17 protein-coding genes are annotated in these 18,426 nt (G+C 64.5%); 3 read left to right on the forward strand and 14 right to left on the reverse strand.

What is annotated here, in order from left to right; translation table 11 throughout:
• Positions 1-24: 24 nt before the first annotated feature.
• Positions 25-834 carry an energy transducer TonB gene (locus ACODSK_RS14075; protein WP_489016869.1) on the reverse strand — a complete coding sequence of 270 codons (810 nt, stop codon included), beginning with the start codon at positions 832-834 and terminating at the stop codon, positions 25-27.
• 340 nt (positions 835-1,174) lie between these two features.
• On the opposite strand from ACODSK_RS14075, the gene ACODSK_RS14080 reads away from it, so the two are divergent.
• Complete coding sequence (locus tag ACODSK_RS14080; protein ID WP_489016871.1) at positions 1,175-2,032, forward strand: LysR family transcriptional regulator; 858 nt, start codon at positions 1,175-1,177, stop codon at positions 2,030-2,032.
• Between the two features lie 113 nt (positions 2,033-2,145).
• Here the strand turns inward: ACODSK_RS14080 and ACODSK_RS14085 are convergent, their stop codons facing one another.
• From ACODSK_RS14085 to dibA, 6 genes are all read right to left on the reverse strand, one after another.
• Positions 2,146-3,135, reverse strand: coding sequence for a sulfate/molybdate ABC transporter ATP-binding protein (locus ACODSK_RS14085; protein ID WP_489016873.1), 990 nt, complete (start codon positions 3,133-3,135; stop codon positions 2,146-2,148).
• Positions 3,136-3,138: 3 nt separating this feature from the next.
• Positions 3,139-4,011: a sulfate ABC transporter permease subunit CysW gene (cysW, locus tag ACODSK_RS14090; RefSeq protein ID WP_075805982.1), complete on the reverse strand. Its 873-nt coding sequence runs from the start codon at positions 4,009-4,011 to the stop codon at positions 3,139-3,141.
• 13 nt (positions 4,012-4,024) lie between these two features.
• Positions 4,025-4,843, reverse strand: a complete 819-nt coding sequence (gene cysT, locus ACODSK_RS14095) for a sulfate ABC transporter permease subunit CysT (RefSeq protein WP_489016875.1) — start codon at positions 4,841-4,843, stop codon at positions 4,025-4,027.
• A 163-nt stretch (positions 4,844-5,006) separates the two neighbouring features.
• Entirely contained in the window at positions 5,007-6,014 is a 1,008-nt protein-coding gene (locus ACODSK_RS14100) for a sulfate ABC transporter substrate-binding protein (RefSeq protein ID WP_489016877.1), read from the reverse strand.
• 54 nt (positions 6,015-6,068) lie between these two features.
• Positions 6,069-6,251 carry a sulfur starvation response protein OscA gene (gene oscA, locus ACODSK_RS14105; RefSeq protein ID WP_009400195.1) on the reverse strand — a complete coding sequence of 61 codons (183 nt, stop codon included), beginning with the start codon at positions 6,249-6,251 and terminating at the stop codon, positions 6,069-6,071.
• A gap of 232 nt (positions 6,252-6,483) precedes the next feature.
• Positions 6,484-8,376: a phosphodiesterase DibA gene (dibA, locus tag ACODSK_RS14110; protein ID WP_489016879.1), complete on the reverse strand. Its 1,893-nt coding sequence runs from the start codon at positions 8,374-8,376 to the stop codon at positions 6,484-6,486.
• A 149-nt stretch (positions 8,377-8,525) separates the two neighbouring features.
• Between dibA and desA the strand changes: the two genes are divergently transcribed.
• Both desA and ACODSK_RS14120 read left to right on the forward strand, forming a co-directional pair.
• Positions 8,526-9,710 (forward strand): delta-9 fatty acid desaturase DesA, encoded by a 1,185-nt coding sequence (gene desA / locus ACODSK_RS14115; RefSeq protein ID WP_489016880.1) that lies wholly within the window; start codon positions 8,526-8,528, stop codon positions 9,708-9,710.
• A 140-nt stretch (positions 9,711-9,850) separates the two neighbouring features.
• A complete protein-coding gene (locus ACODSK_RS14120; RefSeq protein WP_489016882.1) occupies positions 9,851-10,837 on the forward strand; it encodes a GGDEF domain-containing protein in 987 nt (328 codons plus the stop codon).
• A 122-nt stretch (positions 10,838-10,959) separates the two neighbouring features.
• On the opposite strand, the gene ACODSK_RS14125 is transcribed toward ACODSK_RS14120, so the two are convergent.
• The 7 genes from ACODSK_RS14125 to ACODSK_RS14155 form a co-directional block, all read right to left on the reverse strand.
• Positions 10,960-12,168 carry an HDOD domain-containing protein gene (locus ACODSK_RS14125; RefSeq protein WP_489016883.1) on the reverse strand — a complete coding sequence of 403 codons (1,209 nt, stop codon included), beginning with the start codon at positions 12,166-12,168 and terminating at the stop codon, positions 10,960-10,962.
• 143 nt (positions 12,169-12,311) lie between these two features.
• Entirely contained in the window at positions 12,312-13,589 is a 1,278-nt protein-coding gene (gene gabT / locus ACODSK_RS14130) for a 4-aminobutyrate--2-oxoglutarate transaminase (RefSeq protein WP_489016885.1), read from the reverse strand.
• Positions 13,590-13,766: 177 nt separating this feature from the next.
• Positions 13,767-15,209: an NADP-dependent succinate-semialdehyde dehydrogenase gene (gene gabD, locus ACODSK_RS14135; RefSeq protein WP_075805974.1), complete on the reverse strand. Its 1,443-nt coding sequence runs from the start codon at positions 15,207-15,209 to the stop codon at positions 13,767-13,769.
• Between the two features lie 348 nt (positions 15,210-15,557).
• On the reverse strand, positions 15,558-15,833 hold the full coding sequence (locus ACODSK_RS14140; RefSeq protein WP_489016887.1) for a DUF971 domain-containing protein: 276 nt from the start codon (positions 15,831-15,833) through the stop codon (positions 15,558-15,560).
• The gene (locus ACODSK_RS14145) at positions 15,830-16,786 is read right to left on the reverse strand and encodes a HEAT repeat domain-containing protein (RefSeq protein ID WP_489016889.1); all 957 of its coding nucleotides are present in this window, start codon (positions 16,784-16,786) and stop codon (positions 15,830-15,832) included. The genes ACODSK_RS14140 and ACODSK_RS14145 overlap by 4 nt, the downstream gene beginning before the upstream one ends.
• A complete protein-coding gene (locus ACODSK_RS14150) occupies positions 16,783-17,640 on the reverse strand; it encodes an ABC transporter ATP-binding protein (RefSeq protein ID WP_489016890.1) in 858 nt (285 codons plus the stop codon). Before ACODSK_RS14150 ends, ACODSK_RS14145 begins: the two co-directional genes overlap by 4 nt.
• Positions 17,640-18,422, reverse strand: a complete 783-nt coding sequence (locus ACODSK_RS14155; RefSeq protein WP_489016891.1) for an ABC transporter permease — start codon at positions 18,420-18,422, stop codon at positions 17,640-17,642. Before ACODSK_RS14155 ends, ACODSK_RS14150 begins: the two co-directional genes overlap by 1 nt.
• Positions 18,423-18,426 lie beyond the last annotated feature (4 nt).

Raw genomic sequence — 18,426 nt, forward strand, 5'->3', positions numbered from 1 at the left:
TCTCTGTCGTTGCGCGAATTTGGGTTAGCGAATCTTGAAATCGATGGGCACGCTCACCCAGCCTTCCTGGGGTACATCGCCCTGCTTGGCCGGCACGAAGCTCCAGCGCTTGACCGCAGCCAGCGCGGCGTCATCGAGTTGCTGGCGACCACTGCTCTGCTGGATCTGGATCTCGCCGGGCTTGCCCGTGGCGAGCACCTTGACCCGCAACAGCACCGTGCCTTCCCAGCCGCGACGCTGGGCCAGCGACGGGTATTCCGGCGCCGGGTTCTTCAGGTACGCCGCGTTGGCCGAGGCCGGGGTCACCGGGGCGGGCTTGGGCGGCGGCGGCGCGGGTGGCGCTGGCGTCGGCGGTGTCGGGGCCGGCGGTTGCTCGACCGGTTTCGGCTCGGGCTTGGGCGTCGGCTTGGGCACGGGCTTCGGCTTGGGTTTCGGTACCGGCTTGGGCGGCGGCGGCTTCACGGCCAGCTCGTCCTCGACCGGCGGTGGCGGCTCCACCACTGGCGGCGGGGGCTCGACCACGGGTGGCGGCGGCTCGACCACCGGCGGTGCCGGCTGGGAAAACTCGATGGTCATCGGTGGAATTTCCGGCGGCACCACCGGCAGTACCGGGGTCGGCGCCTGGCTGATCCAGTACGCGGCGGCGCCATGCAGGACCAGGGCAAACACCCCCAGCAGGACTTTCTCGCGACGGTTCAGAGCACTGCGCGGCGTGCGCTGCAAGCGCTGTTGCCCAAGCGGCGAACGGTGCGGCCGGCCGAGATCGACCAGTTCGCCCGGCGTCGGGCGCCACAGCACATCAACGGCACTGGCGGCGGTCTGGACATTACCCATTGATCAACTCCTGGGGGTTCGGTGCATTCCATCGAAGGCGCTTGTGGGTGGCCTTCGCTTGACCGAATGATCCGGGCCAGAGGCTTATCTCTGAAAGTAATCTTTAAAGTTATGGATAGAATTTTAAGGAATATGTTTTTTGACTGCATCGCTACAGCCCACGTTTTTCAAGGGCTGCAGCGATAGGGGCAATTCGCCATGCCTTCGCTGCATTGAAAATATTCCCCAAAGGCATGGGAAATCGGCGCTTTTGCTGACTGAAATCATATGCATTTCAGTTATTTATTTATGTTTTTACATATGTTTACCGAATAAGCGATTGCCTTTATAAGGTGACGCCATGCACATAGACCTTCGCCAACTCCGCCATCTCATCGCCCTTGCCGAGCACCGCAGCTTCGTTGCGGCTGCCGGTGCGGTGAACCTGTCCCAATCCGCTTTCAGCCGCAGCATCCAGGCACTGGAGCAGAGCGTCGGCTGCCAGTTGGTGGACCGCACCAGCAAGGAACTGGCGCCAACCCGCCAGGGCCTGGTGGTGCTGGAGCATGCGCGGCGGCTGGTCAGCGGTGCCTATCAGCTGAGCAACGAGATTCGCCAGTTCAATGACCTGGAGGCCGGCGAGCTGCGTTTCGGCTGCGTGCCGGCATTGGCCGGTGGCCTGGTGCCCCGGGCGATGGCCGGGTTTATCGGGCGCTATCCGCGGGCGCGGGTGCTGTTCAGGGCTGATTGCAGCTTGCTGGACGAGGCGTTCGAGTTCTTCATCGCGGATTGCCGGGCGTTCGAAGGCGATTCGGCGTATCGCGTGCAGAAGCTGAGGGCGCGGAACTGGCAGTTGACCTGCCGCGCCGGGCATCCATTGGCGCTGCAGGACAGTGTCGGCATCGACGAACTGTCCGCCTGGCCGCTGGCGATTCCCGGTGGTGAACCGAGCCTGGCCGAGCTGCCGGCCACTCTTGAATGCGCCGATAGCCAGGGCCTGCGGGCGCTGGTGCTGGGGTCGAATGCCCTGGGGGTCAGCCACGGGGATGCCGGGCTGGTGCGGCTGAAGGTCGAGGGCTGGGAGGTCGGTGAGGCCCGCTATGGCATCGTCAGCCGGGCGCGGCAGCGCTTGTCGCCGTTGGCCGAGGCCATGGTGGAGCAGGTGCTGGAGGTGGATCAGGCGGGGGATGGGATGGATCTGGGGTTGGTGGCGGTCTGATGATTATTCAGTGAATTCAAGGGCCTCATCGCTGGCAAGCCAGCTCCCACAGGTTCCGTGTGCACCGCAGATCCTGTGGGAGCTGGCTTGCCAGCGATAGGGCCCTCAAGGCCTCAGATATTCTCGACCTTCTGCCAAACCTTCGGCTTGAAGAACAAGGTCTCCCCGCGAGCCAGCCCGGTCAGGCTGTCATGGTCCTTGACCACTTCCGCCTCGATCAGCTCGCTCTGCCCTTCCACCTTCAGGGTCACCCGGGTGGTGGCGCCCAGCGGACGGATATCGCGCACTTCAGCCACGTGATGCCCTTCCATCTCATGCCGCGACAGCGACACTTCGTGCGGACGGAACAGTACGTGATGGTTGTCGCTCAGGTGCAGGCGGTTGGAGTCGCCGAGGAAGTGGTAGACGAAATCACTGGCCGGATTCTCGTAGACCTCGCCCGGCGAACCGATCTGCTCGATCACGCCCTTGTTCATCACCACGATGCGGTCGGCCACTTCCATGGCTTCTTCCTGGTCGTGGGTCACGAACACGGAGGTCAGGTTGATGTCCTCGTGCAGCCGCGCCAGCCAGCGGCGCAGCTCTTTACGCACCTTGGCATCCAGCGCACCGAACGGCTCGTCGAGCAGCAGCACCTTGGGCTCCACCGCCAGGGCACGGGCCAGGGCAATACGCTGGCGCTGGCCGCCGGACAACTGCTCCGGATAACGATCCGACAGCCAGTCGAGCTGGACCATGTTCAGCAGTTCATGGACCTTCTCGGCAATCTTGCTCTCGCTCGGGCGCTCGCCCTTGGGCTTCATGCGCAGGCCGAAGGCGACGTTGTCGAACACGCTCATATGGCGGAACAGGGCGTAGTGCTGGAACACGAAACCGACGTTGCGATCACGCACGTCGTGGCCGGACACGTCCTCGCCGTGGAACACGATATTCCCGCTGTCCGGGGTTTCCAGGCCGGCGATGATGCGCAGCAGGGTGGTCTTGCCGCAGCCGGACGGGCCGAGCAGGGCCACCAGCTCGCCGCTGTTGATATCCAGGTTGATGTTGTCCAGGGCCTGGAAGCTGTTGAAGCGCTTGCTGACGTTACGAACTTCGATCGACATGAATTATTCCTCCGCCGCACTGTGGCGCAGACGGTTAATGCGGTTCTCGCTCCACTGCTTGAGCAGCAGGATGAAGAGCGCCAGGATCAGCAGCAGGCTGGCTACGCTGAACGCCGCGACATGGTTGTATTCGTTGTAGAGGATCTCGACATGCAGCGGCAGGGTGTTGGTCACGCCGCGGATGTGGCCGGACACCACCGACACCGCGCCGAACTCGCCCATCGCCCGCGCGGTACACAGCACCACGCCGTAGATCAGGCCCCATTTGATGTTCGGCAGGGTCACGTGCCAGAACATCTGCCAGCCGTTGGCGCCGAGCAGGCGCGCGGCCTCCTCTTCCTGGGTGCCCTGCTCCTGCATCAGCGGGATCAGTTCACGGGCGACGAAGGGCACGGTGACGAAGATGGTCGCCAGCACGATGCCCGGCAGGGCGAAGACGATCTGGATGTCGTGGTCCTGCAGCCACGGGCCGAAGAAGCCCTGGGCGCCGAACATCAGCACGTAGACCAGACCGGCGATCACCGGCGACACCGAGAACGGCAGGTCGATCAGGGTCACCAGGATGCTCTTGCCGCGGAAGTCGTACTTGCTCACGCACCAGGCCGCGCTGACGCCGAACACCAGGTTCAGCGGCACCGAGATGGCCACGGCGATCAGGGTCAACTTGAGTGCGGACAGGGCATCAGCTTCGAAGATCGCTTCGAAGAAGGTGCCAACCCCCATCTTCAGGCCCTGAGACACCACGATCACCAGCGGCAACAGCAGGAACAGGGCAAAGATCAGCCAGCCCAGGCCGATCAGGATGCGCCGGGCAGTGGCGCTGCCACGGCGCGCGGCATTGGCCGAAGCGGCCGCGCCAATTGCGGATGCAGACATGCTCAGGCCTCCTTCAAGGGGTTTCGATGCGCCGCTGCAGCAGATTGATCAGCAGCAGCAGGATGAAGGAAACCACCAGCATCAACACGCCGATGGCGGTGGCGCCGGTGTAGTCGTACTGGTCGAGCTTGACCATGATCAGCAGCGGCAGGATCTCGGTCTTCATCGGCATGTTGCCGGCGATGAAGATCACCGAACCGTACTCGCCGACGCCACGGGCGAAGGCCAGGGCAAAACCGGTGAGCCAGGCCGGCAGCAGCGCCGGCAGCAGCACGTAGCGGAACACCTGCAGCGGCTTGGCGCCGAGACAGGCGGCGGCCTCCTCGACCTCGCGCGGGATATCAGCCAGTACCGGCTGCACCGTGCGCACCACGAACGGCAGGGTGACGAAGGTCAGGGCCAGGGTGATGCCGAGCGGGGTGTAGGCGATCTTGAAACCGAGGTCGGTGGCGAACTGGCCGACCCAGCCCGCAGGCGCGTACAGGGCGGTCAGGGCGATACCGGCAACGGCGGTGGGCAGGGCGAACGGCAGGTCGATCATCGCATCGATGATCTTGCGTCCGGGGAAGGTGTAGCGCACCAGCACCCAGGCCAGCAGGGTACCGATCAGGCCGTTGATGATGGCGGCGAAGAGAGCGGTGCCGAAACTCAGCTTCAATGCGGCGAGGACTCGCGGTGCACTGACGATGTTCCAGAACTGGTCCCAGGTGAGTTGGGAGGCGTGAACGAACATGGCCCCCAGCGGTATGAGCACAATCAGGCTGAGGTACACCAAGGTGTAGCCCAGCGTCAGCCCGAAGCCGGGTATGACGGGGGATATACGACGTGACATAAAGGTCCTTGGTCTAGCTGGTTTTCACACTGCGTATTCGGGGGCTGCTTTGCAGCCCATCGCAGTGGTGCGGCATACCGACAAGCCAGCTCCTACAGGTCATATAGGAGCTGGCTTGTCGGTATGCCGCACCACTGCGAAGGACCGCAAAGCGGTCCCAGGATCACTGCGCCGAATAGATCTGGTCGAACACGCCGCCATCGTTGAAGAACTTGGGTTGGGCAGTCTTCCAGCCACCGAAGTCTTTGTCGATAGTTACCAGGTCCAGTTTCGGGAACTGGTTGACGTACTGGGCAGCGACCTTCTCGTCACGCGGACGGTAGAAGTTGTCGGCAGCGATCTTCTGGCCGACCGGGCTGTACAGGTACTTGAGGTATTCCTCGGCGATCTGCTCGTTGCCCTTCTTCGCGGCGTTCTTGTCGACCACGGCCACCGGTGGCTCGGCGAGGATCGACAGCGAAGGCACGACGATTTCGAACTTGTCGCTGCCGCCGTCTTCCTTCAGTGCCAGGAAGGCTTCGTTTTCCCAGGCCAGCAGGACGTCGCCCTGGCCGTTGTTGACGAAGGTGATGGTCGAGCCACGGGCACCGGTGTCCAGGACCGGAACGTGCTTGAACAGCTCCTTCACGTATTCCTGGGCCTTGGCTTCGCTGCCACCGGCTTTCAGGCCGTAGGCCCAGGCGGCGAGGAAGTTCCAGCGGGCGCCGCCGGAGGTTTTCGGGTTCGGGGTGATGACGGAGACGTCCTTCTTGATCAGGTCGCCCCAGTCCTTGATGCCTTTCGGGTTGCCCTTGCGCACCAGGAACACGATGGTCGAGGTGTACGGGGTGCTGGCGTCCGGCAGGCGGGTCTGCCAGTTCTCCGGCAGGGTCTTGCCGAGCTTGGCCACTTCGTCGATGTCACCGGCCAGGGCCAGGGTCACCACGTCGGCGCGCAGGCCGTCGATCACTGCACGGGCCTGTTTGCCCGAGCCGCCGTGGGATTGCTGGATCTTCACCTTGTCGCTGGGGTTGGCCTGCTGCCAGTGCTTGATGAACTCGGCGTTGTACTGCTGATACAACTCGCGGGTTGGGTCGTAGGACACGTTCAGCAGTTCGTAGTCCTTGGCGATGGCGGAACCGGCAAATACAGCACTGGCGAGCGCGGCCAGGGCATAACGGCGGATAGACATGGTGAAGCTCCCGATTGGCTTTTTTCTAATGTGGTGGAACCGGTGCGGCGAGCCTCAGCTCGGCTTGTTGCCCGAGTTCTGCAGGCGGAATTTTTCCTTGCGTTCGATCTGTACGACCTGGGCGTTGTGCACGGTGATCTCCACCGCACCGAAGCGCAGGTCGCGCAAGGCGCTCTGGATTTCACGCAGAATGGTGGCTTCGTCCTGACCGTCAACGCTGCGAAGAGATGCGCTCATGCTCGTGCTCCTGAAAATGAGGGGGCCCTGGAGCAGCATGTAGGAAGGTGACTGCGCCTGGTGTGGGAGCAATCTTAGGGAAGGCTGAATATTCTTAAAAATACTATTTAAGAATTTTTATATAACTGAATTATCTGTCGCGCTTGGGGGCCCTATCGCTGGCAAGCCAGCTCCCACAGGTCCGGTGCATGCAGTACCTGTGGGAGCTGGCTTGCCAGCGATTAGGCCCTGATTACCAACGCAATTCCTGCGCCGGCACCGGACGCCCATACCAGTAGCCCTGGCCCATGTCGCATTGGTGCTCCAGCAGGAAGCGCGCCTGCTCGGACTGCTCGATGCCCTCGGCATGGATCTGCATGCCCATGCTCCGCGCCAGGGCGATGATCACCCGGACGATCGCCACGTCATCGTCATCATTGGGCAGACCGGCAACAAAGCCCTGGTCGATCTTCAGCTTCTGCACCGGCAGGCGCTTGAGCCGCAGCAACGACGAGTAGCCGGTGCCGAAGTCGTCGATGGCCAGGCGCAGGCCCAGCTCGCGCAGGCGGTGGAGTTGCTCCAGCGCCACTTCCGGGTCGTCCATCACCGCGCTTTCGGTGACCTCCACTTCCAGCCGCGAGGGCTCAAGCCCGGTGTCGTCGAGCACCTGGGCGACCTGCTTGTACATCTCGCGGTGGGCGAACAGCCGGCTGGAGACGTTGCAGGCGACGAAGTCGAGCGTCCGCCCGTCGCCGAGCCAGCGCACCATCTGCTGGCAGGCCTGGCGCATGACCCACATGTCGATATCGGCAATCAGCCCGGTACGCTCGGCGATGGGGATGAACTCCCCCGGCGAGACCATGCCCCGCTGCGGGTGCTGCCAGCGCACCAGAGCCTCGGCGCCGATCATCTTGCCGCTGAACAGGTCGTGCACCGGCTGGTAGTAGACCTGCAACTCGCCCTGCTCCAGCGCCCGGCGCAGTTCGCTGGCGGTCTCCACGCGCTGCTGGGCGTGGGCAGTGAGTTCTTCGGTGTACAGCGCATAGCACGAGCGGCCATTGCCCTTGGCCTTGAACAGCGCCGCGTCGGCATTGCGCAGCAGTTGCTCGGCACTTTGCGCATCACCGGGGAACAGGCTGATACCGATGCTGACGCTGCTGAACAGGCGGTGGTTGTCCAGCTCGTAGGGTTCTTTCAGGACGTTGACGATCAACTGCGCCAGGTCCGCCGCCTGCGCCACTTGCGAGCAGTTTTCGCTGAGGATGGCGAATTCGTCGCCGCCCAGCCGGGCCAGGGTCACGCCGGGGTCGATCACCAGCTTGAGGCGGTCGGCCACGGCCTTGAGCAACTGGTCGCCGATGTTGTGGCCAAGGCTGTCGTTGATGCTCTGGAAATGGTCGAGGTCGAGCAGCAGCAAGGCACAGCCGCGCTTGTTGGCCTGCGCGGCAGTCAGGGCCTGGGCGGCGCGGTCGTTGAACAGCAGGCGGTTGGGCAGCTTGGTCAGGGGGTCGTGGTGGACCAGGTAGGCCAGTTCGCTCTCGGTGTGCTTGATCGCGCTGATGTCGCTGAACACCGCGACGTAGTGGGTCAACCGCCCGCCGTCGTCATGGATGGCGCAGATGGTCTGCCATTGCGGGTACACCTCGCCGCTCTTGCGCCGGTTCCAGACTTCGCCGCTCCATTCGCCCTTGTCGTGCAGGGCCTGGTACATGTTCTGGTAGAACACCTGGTCGTGGCGCCCGGACTTGAACTTGTTCGGCCGCTGGCCGATGACCTCGTCCTTCTGGTAGCCGGTGATGTTCATGAAGGCGCGGTTGACGTGGACGATGATGCCGTCGGCATTGCTCACCAGCACGCCTTCCAGGGTGCTGTCGAATACCGCTGCAGCCATGCGCAGGCGCTCGCGGTCGTCACGGCGCAGGCGGGCGCCGACGCCAATGAAGTTGAGCAGGCGCACCCGCGAGACAAAGATCAGGAAAGCACTGCAACTCGCCCAGACGACGACATTGACCCACTGCCAGCGTGCCAGTTGGGCCGGATCATCGAAAACACTGGTTAATATTTGATCAGATAACACCAGCCATAACAGCGACAGCACAAAGTACAGCGCGGCCATGCGCAAGGCGTCTCGTGCGGAAACAGACATAGGGTCTCGGATGCCCACATCAAAAGATGGGGCATTATAGGGACACTTTTCCCGGTTGACCTCCTATCTAAAAGGCCGACTGGTTTTATTTGACATCGTGGTAATAATGTCGATCGCTGTTAATCCGCTCTGAGAGGGCACTTTCACCCATGTGGTATTACGGTTTACTCGACCTGTCGGCCTGGCAACTGCTGGCGGTCACCCTGCTGATGACCCACGTGACCATCGTCGCGGTCACGGTCTACCTGCATCGCTACTCGGCGCACCGCTCCCTGGAGCTGAATGCCGGGCTCAAGCACTTCTTCCGCTTCTGGCTGTGGCTGACCACGGCGCAGAACACCCGCGAGTGGACGGCCATCCACCGCAAGCACCACGCCAAGTGCGAAACCGAGGACGATCCCCACAGCCCGGTGATCAAGGGCCTGTCCACCGTGCTGCGGCGCGGCGCCGAGCTGTACCGCGCCGAGGCGCAGAACCCGGAGACCCTGCGCATCTACGGCAAGAACTGCCCCGAGGACTGGATCGAGCGCAATGTCTATTCGCGCTACAAGCTCGGCGGTATCGCCCTGATGGCGGTGATCGACCTGCTGCTGTTCGGCACCATCGGCATCACCATCTGGGCGGTGCAGATGATGTGGATTCCGTTCTGGGCCGCCGGCGTGGTCAACGGCCTCGGCCATGCGGTGGGCTACCGCAACTTCGAATGCCGCGACGCCGCCACCAACCTGGTGCCCTGGGGCATCGTGATCGGCGGTGAAGAGCTGCACAACAATCACCACACCTACCCCAACTCGGCCAAGCTCTCGGTCAAGCGCTGGGAGTTCGACATGGGCTGGGCCTGGATCAAGCTGTTCACCTGGCTGCGCCTGGCCAAGGTGCAACGGGTCGCGCCGATCGCCCACCGGGTCGCCGGCAAAGGCCAACTGGACATGGACACCGCCATGGCGATCCTCAACAACCGCTTCCAGATCATGGCCCAGTACCGCAAGTTGGTGATCGGCCCGCTGGTCAAGCAGGAGCTGGCCAGGGTCGACGACTCGGTGCGCCACCAGTTCCGCCGCGCCAAGCGCCTGCTGTCGCGGGAGACCAGCCTGCTGGAGGAGCGCCATCACCAGCGCATCCAGACCATGCTGGAGCACAGCCACGCGCTGAAGGTGATCTACGAGAAGCGCCTGGCCCTGCAACAGATCTGGGCCCGTACCAGCGCCAACGGCCACGACATGCTCGCGGCGATCAAGGACTGGGTCCACGAGGCCGAAGCCAGCGGTATCCACTCGCTGCGTGAATTCGCCGCCCAGCTCAAGACCTACTCGCTGCGCCCTGCCCTGGCCTGACGGCCACTGATCGGAGCGCCCTGCAATGGGGCGCTCCGCCTGGAACTTCCCCCCTCGATCAAGCTCTTACAAGATATGTCGCCCGCCTGGCGGGCCGGGCCGTGGCCACACTCCTGCGCCTTACTAGAAGTACTGCGAACATGGTCAAGAACACCCCGCCGTCCCCGCCTTTCAATGCGCCTCCCGAGGCTGCCCAGACACTCCTGGCCCTGATGCACGCCCAAGGCGAAGTGGCGCGCCTGAGCGAGCGCGAGCAGCTGTTCAGCTCGCTGCTGGACAGCGTCAACGCCGTGCTCTGGGCCTTCGACTGGGAGACGCGCCAGGTGCTCTACGTCAGTCCGGCCTACGAGCGCATCTTCGGCCGCTCTGCCAGCCTGCTGCTGGCCGACTACAACCAGTGGCGCGACGCGATCTACCCCGATGACCTCGACTACGCCGAGCGCACCCTGGCCGATGTGCTGGTCAAGGGCGCGGTGGAGGATCGCGAGTACCGCATCATCGCCGCCGACGGCCAGGTGCGCTGGCTCAGCGACAAGTGCTTTATCAACCATCAGGGCGAGGGCCAGCGGGTGATCGTGGTCGGCATGGCCGAGGACATCACCGAGAAGAAGCAGCTCGAAGGCGAGTTGCAGCGCCTGGCCACCACCGACGTGCTGACCCAGAGCAGTAACCGCCGGCACTTCTTCGAATGCGCCGAACAGGCCTTCGACAAGGCCCGGCTGGAGGGTGCGCCGCTGTGCTTCCTGTTGCTGGATATCGATGACTTCAAGCAGGTCAACGACACCTACGGGCATCCCGAGGGCGACCAGGTGTTGCAGCGCATCGCCGACAGCGGCAAGGCGGCGCTACGGCGCGGCGATCTGTTCGGGCGGATCGGCGGCGAGGAATTCGCGGCGGTGTTCCCCGGGTGTCCGCCGGAGATGGCGATGCAGGTGGCGCTCAGGTTGCAACGCGAGGTCCAGCGCCTGAGCTTCAGCCATGAAGGGCAGACCTATGGCATCACCGTCAGCCAGGGGCTGACCGGCATGACCGAAGGGGATGGCGTACTCGACGACCTGTTCGCCCGGGCCGATGCGGCGATGTATCAGGCCAAGCGGCAGGGGAAGAATCAGATCGTGCTGGGGTAACGATGTTGGCCTTTCGGGCCTCATCGCCGGCAACGCCGGCTCCCACAGGTCTGGCGGTGCACGCGATACCTGTGGGAGTCGGCGTTGCCGGCGATGAGGCCCAACAGGCTGGCGCTAGACCTCTACTCCTTGCGCAGCCGGGCCAGCTCCGCCCTGCCCACCTTGAGCAACCGCGCCGTCTTCCCGGCCGCCAGCTCCTCCAGCCCATCCTCCGGGGTCAACCGCGCCAGTTGCCCGGCCAGGTTCATCACCAGGTATTCCCGGGAATACACCCCGCCCCCCAGCTGATACACCGCCGCGATCAACTCACGCAGTTCCAGCGGCAGGCGCCAGCGAGTACGCAGGGCCGAGCCATAGGCGGCCCCGGACTGGTTCAGCGCCACTTCGATTTCGTTTTCATCCAGCTCACCCCCGGCCAGCCGCCATTCCTGAAGGCAGCGCAGCAGCGCCAAGTCACCCAGGCAGTGCAGCAACCCGGCGCAGTAGCAACGCTCGAAATCCAGCTCCAGCATCTTGGCCAGGTTGCGCCCGTACTCGGCCGCGCGCAGCGACAGGTTCCAGTAGTGCTCGGCGTAACGGCCGAGCAGCGGGTCGCTGAGTCGCGCGCTGCGCTTGAGCGCCAGGCCGAGGATCAGGTTCATGCTCTGGGTGGTACCCAGCTTGTTCAGCGCCTGGAGCAGCGTCTGCACCCCGCCTTCGCGGTGCAGGGCGGCGCTGTTGGCGGCGGCGATCAGCACGGCGGTGATCTGCGGGTCGGAACGCACCTCCTCCTCCAGCACCCGCAGGTCCAGGCCCTGGGGATTGAGCGCGCGCTTGATCGCCTGCTGCACATCCGCGAACAGCGGACCGCCGTCGGCCACCGCGCGGTGTTCCTCGATAAAGCGCGACAAGGTCACCCCGGCCCGCAACGGCGGTACTTCGCAGGAAATCGGTCCGTCCCCCTTGAGCAACTGCTCTTCCAGGCGCTGGCGCAATGCATCGAGGTTGAGCGGCTTGGTCAGATAGGCGGTGGGCGCCAGCGGCAAGGCCTCACGCACGCTGCTGACGTCGCTGCGGCTGCTGATGATGATGAACGGCAAAGCCGGCGTGCGCGGACGCGAGCGCACCTTGCGCAGCAGGTCGAGGCCATCGAGACCCGGCAGCTCGCGGGCGGCGATGATCAGGTCGGGCTTGGCGGACAGGCCTTCCAGCGCTTCGTTGCCATTGGCGCAGACCTTCACTTCAGCGTCGCAGCGCACACTGAGCAGCATCTGGGTCAGCATGTCCCGCACCCATGGATCTCCCTCGGCGATCATCACCTTGGGCGAGGTTGCGGGGTTTACAGCACTCATCGGAATCTCCTTACAGCTATCACGCACTCCAGCGTACCTTCCGGCACCTCTCCTGTAACCCTTAGAAACCTTAGCGGCCAAAGTTCATCCCGGAGACGAAAAAAAACCCGCCGAAGCGGGTTTTTTCTCTAACGCATCACAAATCAGGCGAGTTCAGCGAAGCACTCTTCGATGATGGCCAGGCCTTTGTCCAGCAGCGCGTCTTCGGCGGTCAACGGAACCAGGATACGCAGGACGTTGCCGTAGGTGCCGCAGGACAGCAGGATCAGGCCCTTGTCACGTGCCTTGGCGACTACCGAGTTGACGGCAGCGGCGTTCGGGGTGTGGGTGCCTTTCTCGAAGACTTCGACAGCAATCATCGAGCCCAGGGCGCGCACGTCACCGATGATCGGGTGCTTGGCCTGGATCTGCTTCAGACCGGCGACCAGACGCTCGCCGACAGCCTGGCTGCGCTCCAGCAGTTTCTCTTCCTCGAACACTTCGATCACGGCCAGGGCCGCGGCGCAAGCGATCGGCGAACCGGCGTAGGTGCCGCCCAGGCCGCCCGGGGCGATGGCGTCCATGTATTCGGCCTTGCCGCACACACCGGCCAGCGGGAAGCCGCCAGCGATGGATTTGGCGAAGGTGGTCAAGTCAGGCGCGACGCCCATCTGTTCCATGGCGAAGAAGGTGCCGGTACGACCAGCGCCGGTCTGCACTTCGTCGGCGATCAGCAGGATGCCGTGCTGGTCGCACAGGGCGCGCAGGCGCTTCATCAGCTCTTTCGGAGCAGGCAGGAAACCGCCTTCGCCCTGGACCGGCTCGATGATGATGGCGGCGATGTCACGCGGCTCGGCGTCGTTCTTGAAGATGCGCTCGATGGAAGCGATCGACTCGTCGACGCTCACACCGTGCAGCTCGTTCGGGAACTGGGCGCGGAAGATGCCGCCTGGCATCAGGCCCATGCCTGCGGAGTAAGGCACGACTTTACCGGTCAGGCCCAGGGTCATCATGGTACGGCCGTGGTAGCCGCCGGTGAAGGCGATCACGCCAGCGCGGCCAGTGGCGGCACGGGCGATCTTGACGGCGTTTTCAACGGCTTCGGAGCCGGTGGTGACCAGCAGGGTCTTCTTGGCAAAGTCGCCTGGAACGCGAGCGTTGATCTTCTCGCACAGTTCGACGTAAGGCTCGTAGGCCAGGACCTGGAAGCAGGTGTGGCTGACCTTGGTCAGTTGTTCCTGGACAGCCGCGACCACTTTCGGGTGCAGGTGACCGGTGTTCAATACTGCGATGCCGCCGGCGAAGTCGATCAGTTCGCGGCCTTCAACGTCGATCACCGTGGAGTTCTTCGCGGTATCGACGAAGATCGGGTGGATCTGGCCTACACCGCGTGGAACGGCGTTGACGCGACGCTGCATCAGGGATTCGTTGGTTTTGCTCATGTCGTCCTCAATTCGCCGCTTGGGCGGCGAGTTCAGATGGTGGCCGGTATTCACGCCAGACAGTATTCGTTGATCGACTGCTGACGTGGCCCGGACCGCCGGGTATTCCGGTGTAAAAAAGGCCAGCGAGACGTCGCTCTCGCGCCCCGCTGGCAGAGGTAAAGCCTTAACCGCGACTCAGATGCTGAGGCACAGGTATTTGATTTCCAGGTAGTCCTCGATGCCGTACTTGGAGCCTTCGCGGCCCAGGCCCGACGCCTTGATACCACCGAACGGCGCGACCTCGTTGGAGATCAGGCCGGTGTTGATGCCGACCATGCCGTATTCCAGCGCTTCGGCGACACGGAACACACGGCTCATGTCACGGGCGTAGAAGTACGAGGCCAGACCGAATTCGGTGTCGTTGGACATGGCGATGACTTCGGCCTCGTCCTTGAAGCGGAACAGCGGCGCCAGCGGGCCGAAGGTCTCTTCCTTGGCGACTGCGGCAGTCTTCGGTACGTCGACCAGGATGGTCGGCTCGAAGAAGTTGCCTTCGATCAGCTTGCCGCCGGACAGGACCTTGGCGCCTTTCGAGACGGCGTCTTCGATGTGCTCCTGGACCTTGGCCACGGCCTTGCCGTCGATCAGCGGGCCGGTGGTGGTGCCTTCTTCCAGACCGTTGCCGATCTTCAGCTTGGCGACCGCGGCTTTCAGCTTCTCGGCGAAGGCGTCGTAGACACCGTCCTGCACGTAGATGCGGTTGGCGCAGACGCAGGTCTGGCCGTTGTTGCGGTACTTGGAAATGATCGCGCCTTCAACGGCCTTATCCAGGTCGGCGTCGTCGAACACGATGAACGGCGCGTTACCGCCCAGTTCCAGGGAAACCTTCTTGATGTCCTTGGCGCATTCTTCCATCAGCTGGCGACCGATTTCGGTCGAGCCGGTGAAGGACAGCTTGCGCACCAGGGAGTTGCCGGTCAGCTCGGAGCCGACTTCGCCGGCGCTGCCGGTGATCACGCTGAGCACGCCAGCCGGGATGCCGGCGCGGGTGGCCAGTTCGACCAGGGCCAGGGCGGAGTACGGGGTCTGCGAGGCAGGCTTGAGCACCATGGTGCAGCCAGCGGCCAGGGCCGGGCCGGCTTTACGGGTGATCATCGCGGCCGGGAAGTTCCACGGGGTGATGGCCGCGGTAACGCCGATCGGCTGCTTGATGACGATCAGGCGCTTGTCTGGCTGGTGGCCAGGGATGACGTCGCCGTAGACGCGTTTGGCTTCTTCGGCGAACCACTCGATGAAGGAAGCGGCGTAGGCGATCTCGCCCTTGGCTTCGGCCAGTGGCTTGCCTTGCTCGGTGGTCATCAGGCGGGCCAGGTCGTCCTGGTTCTCGATCATCAGCTCGAACCAGCGGCGCAGCTTGCCAGCACGCTCCTTGGCGGTCAGTGCGCGCCAGGCCGGCAGGGCCTTGTCGGCGGCTTCGATGGCACGGCGGGTTTCGGCAGCGCCCATTTTCGGCACGGTACCAATGACTTCGCCGGTGGCCGGGTTGGTCACCTTGATGGTCTGGCCGCTGTCCGCATCCAGCCACTCACCGTTGATGAAGGCTTGCTGACGGAACAACTGAGCGTCTTTGAGCTGCATGTCGACTTCCCTTGAACACCGTGCACGGACGGCGCGAATTATTGGTAGTTGAGTAAGCACCCTGCGGGGCGCTTGCCTGTAGGAATTGAGGCACCGGATCCGGGCCAATGTTCCACTCGCAGGCGTCGAGCGTTTGAAATCTCGAACGAGATCCTAGGAGCAAGCCGGGAAAAGGACAAGAGGGCGTTCGAAAAAAAGAACGATTGACTGAACAGCCGGTAGGTCCAGGCGACCGGCGGTGGCCGCACCGGCCTCATCGCTGGCAACGCCAGCTCCCACAGGATCAGCGGTGCATGCAATTCCTGTGGGAGCTGGCGTTGCCAGCGATGAGGCCATCAGCAGCACCCACTAACCCAGGCCCTTCAGATAGGCCCAGGGATAGATCCCCCGCTCATGCCCATCACTGAACACCAGCTGGACACCATAGCCCTGCACCTCGAGCCGCTCCACCCGCACATCACCGCGGACCAGGTCGATGCGCCCGCCCAGCCGCCCCGCTCGACATTGCGAACAGGGGCACGCCCCCCGCAGCCGGGCATGGCTGATTACCTGCTCGCCGTCGCCCCATTGCAGGACCAGCTCGCCGTCCGCACGCCGGTTGCGGATCGCGCCCGGCGCGTTCACTGCAACTGCACCAGGGCGATGCGCACGGCCTTGCGCACTTCCGGATCGCTGTCGGCCTCGGCCTCGCGCAGGGCCGGCAAGGCTGCCGCATCGCCCAGCTCACCCAAGGCCAGCGCCGCTTCCTTGCGCAGATTGGCGATGCCGTGCCCGAGCAACTCGGCCAGGCCCCCCAGCGCCGGGCGATGACGCAAACGCCCCAGCGAACGCGCCGCACGCAGGCGCACCTGCCAGTAACCATCCTGCAGCGCCTCGATCAGCGCCGGACCGGCCTGGTCATGTCCGACCTTGCCCAAGGTGGTGGCGGCCTCTTCACGCACCTGCCAGGCGTCATCGCGCAAGGCGGCGGTCAAGGCCGAGAGAACCGTGGCGTCGCGGGCCAGCCCGAGCGCACCAATGGCGGCGCGGCGCACCTCGGTGTCGGGCTCTTCGGCCGCCAGTCGTGCCAGCGCCGGCAAGGCAGGCTGGTGCTTGAGCCAGCCCAGGATGCCCACCGCTTCGCGGCGCACCCCGGCGTCCGGATCGTCCAGCGCCAGCAAGGCCGGACCTGCGGCGTCTTCAAGGCGCAACTCGCGCAAGGCCCGCAGGGCACTGGCGCGGACGAAGGCATCGGTGTGGGTGGTCCATGGCAGGATCAGTTGTCCCGCCTCCAGGCTTTTCAGCTCGCTGAGGCTCTGCGCCGCCGCCAGGCGCACCGGCTCGGCGCTGTCGGCCAGAGCCGCGCACAGCGCCTGCACGACCTCGGGCTCTTCCCAGGCCTCCAGCAGGCGCGCCGCTTCGGCACGCACTTCGGCCGCCGGGTCCACCAGCAGCGCATCGGTCAGCCACGGCAGACCATCGGGCTCTTCCAGGTCGGCCAGATCGATCAGGGCAATCCGGCGCACGGCGGCATCGGCGTCGTTGAGGCGCGGCAGCAGGTCGAGGATGTCGGGGTTGTCGCTGGTTCTTTCGCTCATAAGGCAATCCGTAACGGTGGGTGGTCGCTGTCCGGCAGGCCCAGCGGGGTCAGGCGCGGCAGTTCGCGGCCTTCCTCGTGGCGCAGCAGGGCCAGGCAGTGACGCTTGAGATGGGTAAATTCCGGGCTGGTCAGCAGGCTGCTGCGCCGTGGCCGGGGGAATGTCAGGCGCAGGTCTTCGATAAAACGGCCCGGGCGCGGGCTCATCACCAGGATGCGGTCGGCGAGGAACAGCGCCTCGTCGATGTCATGGGTGACGAACACCACGGTGGTGCGGATGCGCGTCCAGATGTCCAGCAGCAGTTCCTGCATGCGCGAGCGGGTCTGCGCGTCGAGGGCGCCGAAGGGTTCGTCCATCAGCAGCAGGCGCGGGCGGTTGATCAGCACCCGGGCGATCTCGGCGCGCTGCTGCATGCCGCCGGACAACTGGCTGGGCCAGCGTTCGGCAAAATCACCGAGGCCGACCAGTTGCAGCATCTCGTAGGCCCGGCGATGCCGCTCGGCCTTGCCCTGCCCCTGCATCTTCAGGCCGAAGGCGACGTTATCCAGCACGCTGCGCCAGGGCAGCAGGGTGTGGTGCTGGAAGACCATGCCGCGCTGCGGTGACGGGCCGTCCACGGGTAGCCCGTCGACCTCCAGTTGCCCGCCACTCGGCACCAGATGCCCGGCCAGGGCACCGAGCAAGGTCGACTTGCCGCAACCGGACGGCCCGAGGATGCACACGAACTCCCCCGGCTCGATGGCAAAGTCCAGCGCCTGCACCGCCTCGAACGCCTGACTGCCCTGCCCCAGGCGAATGGACACACCCCGCGCATCGATGCGCCCCGGCTCCGGCGCCTGTTGATAACTGCTCATCACGACGCCCTCCGCAGGCGATACCAGGGCGTGGCCAGGGCACCGAGGCGCTTGACCAGGGCGCTGCTGCCCATGCCCAGCACGCCGATCAGCAGCATGCCGACGATGATGTCCGGGTAGTTCTGCAAGGTGTAGGACTCCCAGGTGTAGTAACCGATGCCGAACTGCCCGGAGATCATCTCGGCGGTGACCAGGCAGAACCACGAGGTGCCCATGCCGATGGCCAGGCCGGTAACGATGCTCGGCAAGGCGCCGGGCAGGACCACTTCGCGCAGGATGGCCAGGCGCCCGGCGCCCAGGCTGCGCGCCGAGGCGACCAGGCGCGGGTCCACCGCTTCGACGCCGTGGATGGTGTTGAGCAGTACCGGGAACAGCGCGCCGGTGAAGGTAATGAACACCATCGACAGCTCCGACGACGGGAACATCAGGATCGCCAGCGGAATCCACGCCACCGCCGGGATCGGCCGCAGCACTTCCAGGGGCGGCAGCAGGGTGTCCTCGGCCCAGCGCGAGCGGCCGATCAGCAGGCCGAGCGCGACCCCGAGCACAGCCGCCAGCAGGTAGCCGGAAAACACCCGCGACAGGCTGCTGGTCAGATGCTCCAGCAGGGTGCTGGAGGTGACCAGTTGCCAGGCCGCATCGAGCACGGCCCCGGGGGTCGGCACATAAGTGAAGGTGAACAGGCCAAGGTCGAGCTTGTGGCTCGCCGCGACCTGCCAGAACAACAGGCAGGCCAGCAGCGATGCCACGCGCACGGGCCAGCGGATCAACGGGCTGGGCATGCGA

The organism is Pseudomonas sp. FG98 (assembly GCF_057808595.1).

Coding starts and splice junctions, on each gene's coding strand:
- ACODSK_RS14075 (WP_489016869.1), bottom strand. CDS start 834: ATGGGTAATGTCCAGACCGCCGCCAGTGCCGTTGATGTGCTGTGGCGC.
- ACODSK_RS14080 (WP_489016871.1), top strand. CDS start 1,175: ATGCACATAGACCTTCGCCAACTCCGCCATCTCATCGCCCTTGCCGAG.
- ACODSK_RS14085 (WP_489016873.1), bottom strand. CDS start 3,135: ATGTCGATCGAAGTTCGTAACGTCAGCAAGCGCTTCAACAGCTTCCAG.
- cysW (WP_075805982.1), bottom strand. CDS start 4,011: ATGTCTGCATCCGCAATTGGCGCGGCCGCTTCGGCCAATGCCGCGCGC.
- cysT (WP_489016875.1), bottom strand. CDS start 4,843: ATGTCACGTCGTATATCCCCCGTCATACCCGGCTTCGGGCTGACGCTG.
- ACODSK_RS14100 (WP_489016877.1), bottom strand. CDS start 6,014: ATGTCTATCCGCCGTTATGCCCTGGCCGCGCTCGCCAGTGCTGTATTT.
- oscA (WP_009400195.1), bottom strand. CDS start 6,251: ATGAGCGCATCTCTTCGCAGCGTTGACGGTCAGGACGAAGCCACCATT.
- dibA (WP_489016879.1), bottom strand. CDS start 8,376: ATGTCTGTTTCCGCACGAGACGCCTTGCGCATGGCCGCGCTGTACTTT.
- desA (WP_489016880.1), top strand. CDS start 8,526: ATGTGGTATTACGGTTTACTCGACCTGTCGGCCTGGCAACTGCTGGCG.
- ACODSK_RS14120 (WP_489016882.1), top strand. CDS start 9,851: ATGGTCAAGAACACCCCGCCGTCCCCGCCTTTCAATGCGCCTCCCGAG.
- ACODSK_RS14125 (WP_489016883.1), bottom strand. CDS start 12,168: ATGAGTGCTGTAAACCCCGCAACCTCGCCCAAGGTGATGATCGCCGAG.
- gabT (WP_489016885.1), bottom strand. CDS start 13,589: ATGAGCAAAACCAACGAATCCCTGATGCAGCGTCGCGTCAACGCCGTT.
- gabD (WP_075805974.1), bottom strand. CDS start 15,209: ATGCAGCTCAAAGACGCTCAGTTGTTCCGTCAGCAAGCCTTCATCAAC.
- ACODSK_RS14145 (WP_489016889.1), bottom strand. CDS start 16,786: ATGAGCGAAAGAACCAGCGACAACCCCGACATCCTCGACCTGCTGCCG.
- ACODSK_RS14150 (WP_489016890.1), bottom strand. CDS start 17,640: ATGAGCAGTTATCAACAGGCGCCGGAGCCGGGGCGCATCGATGCGCGG.
- ACODSK_RS14155 (WP_489016891.1), bottom strand. CDS start 18,422: ATGCCCAGCCCGTTGATCCGCTGGCCCGTGCGCGTGGCATCGCTGCTG.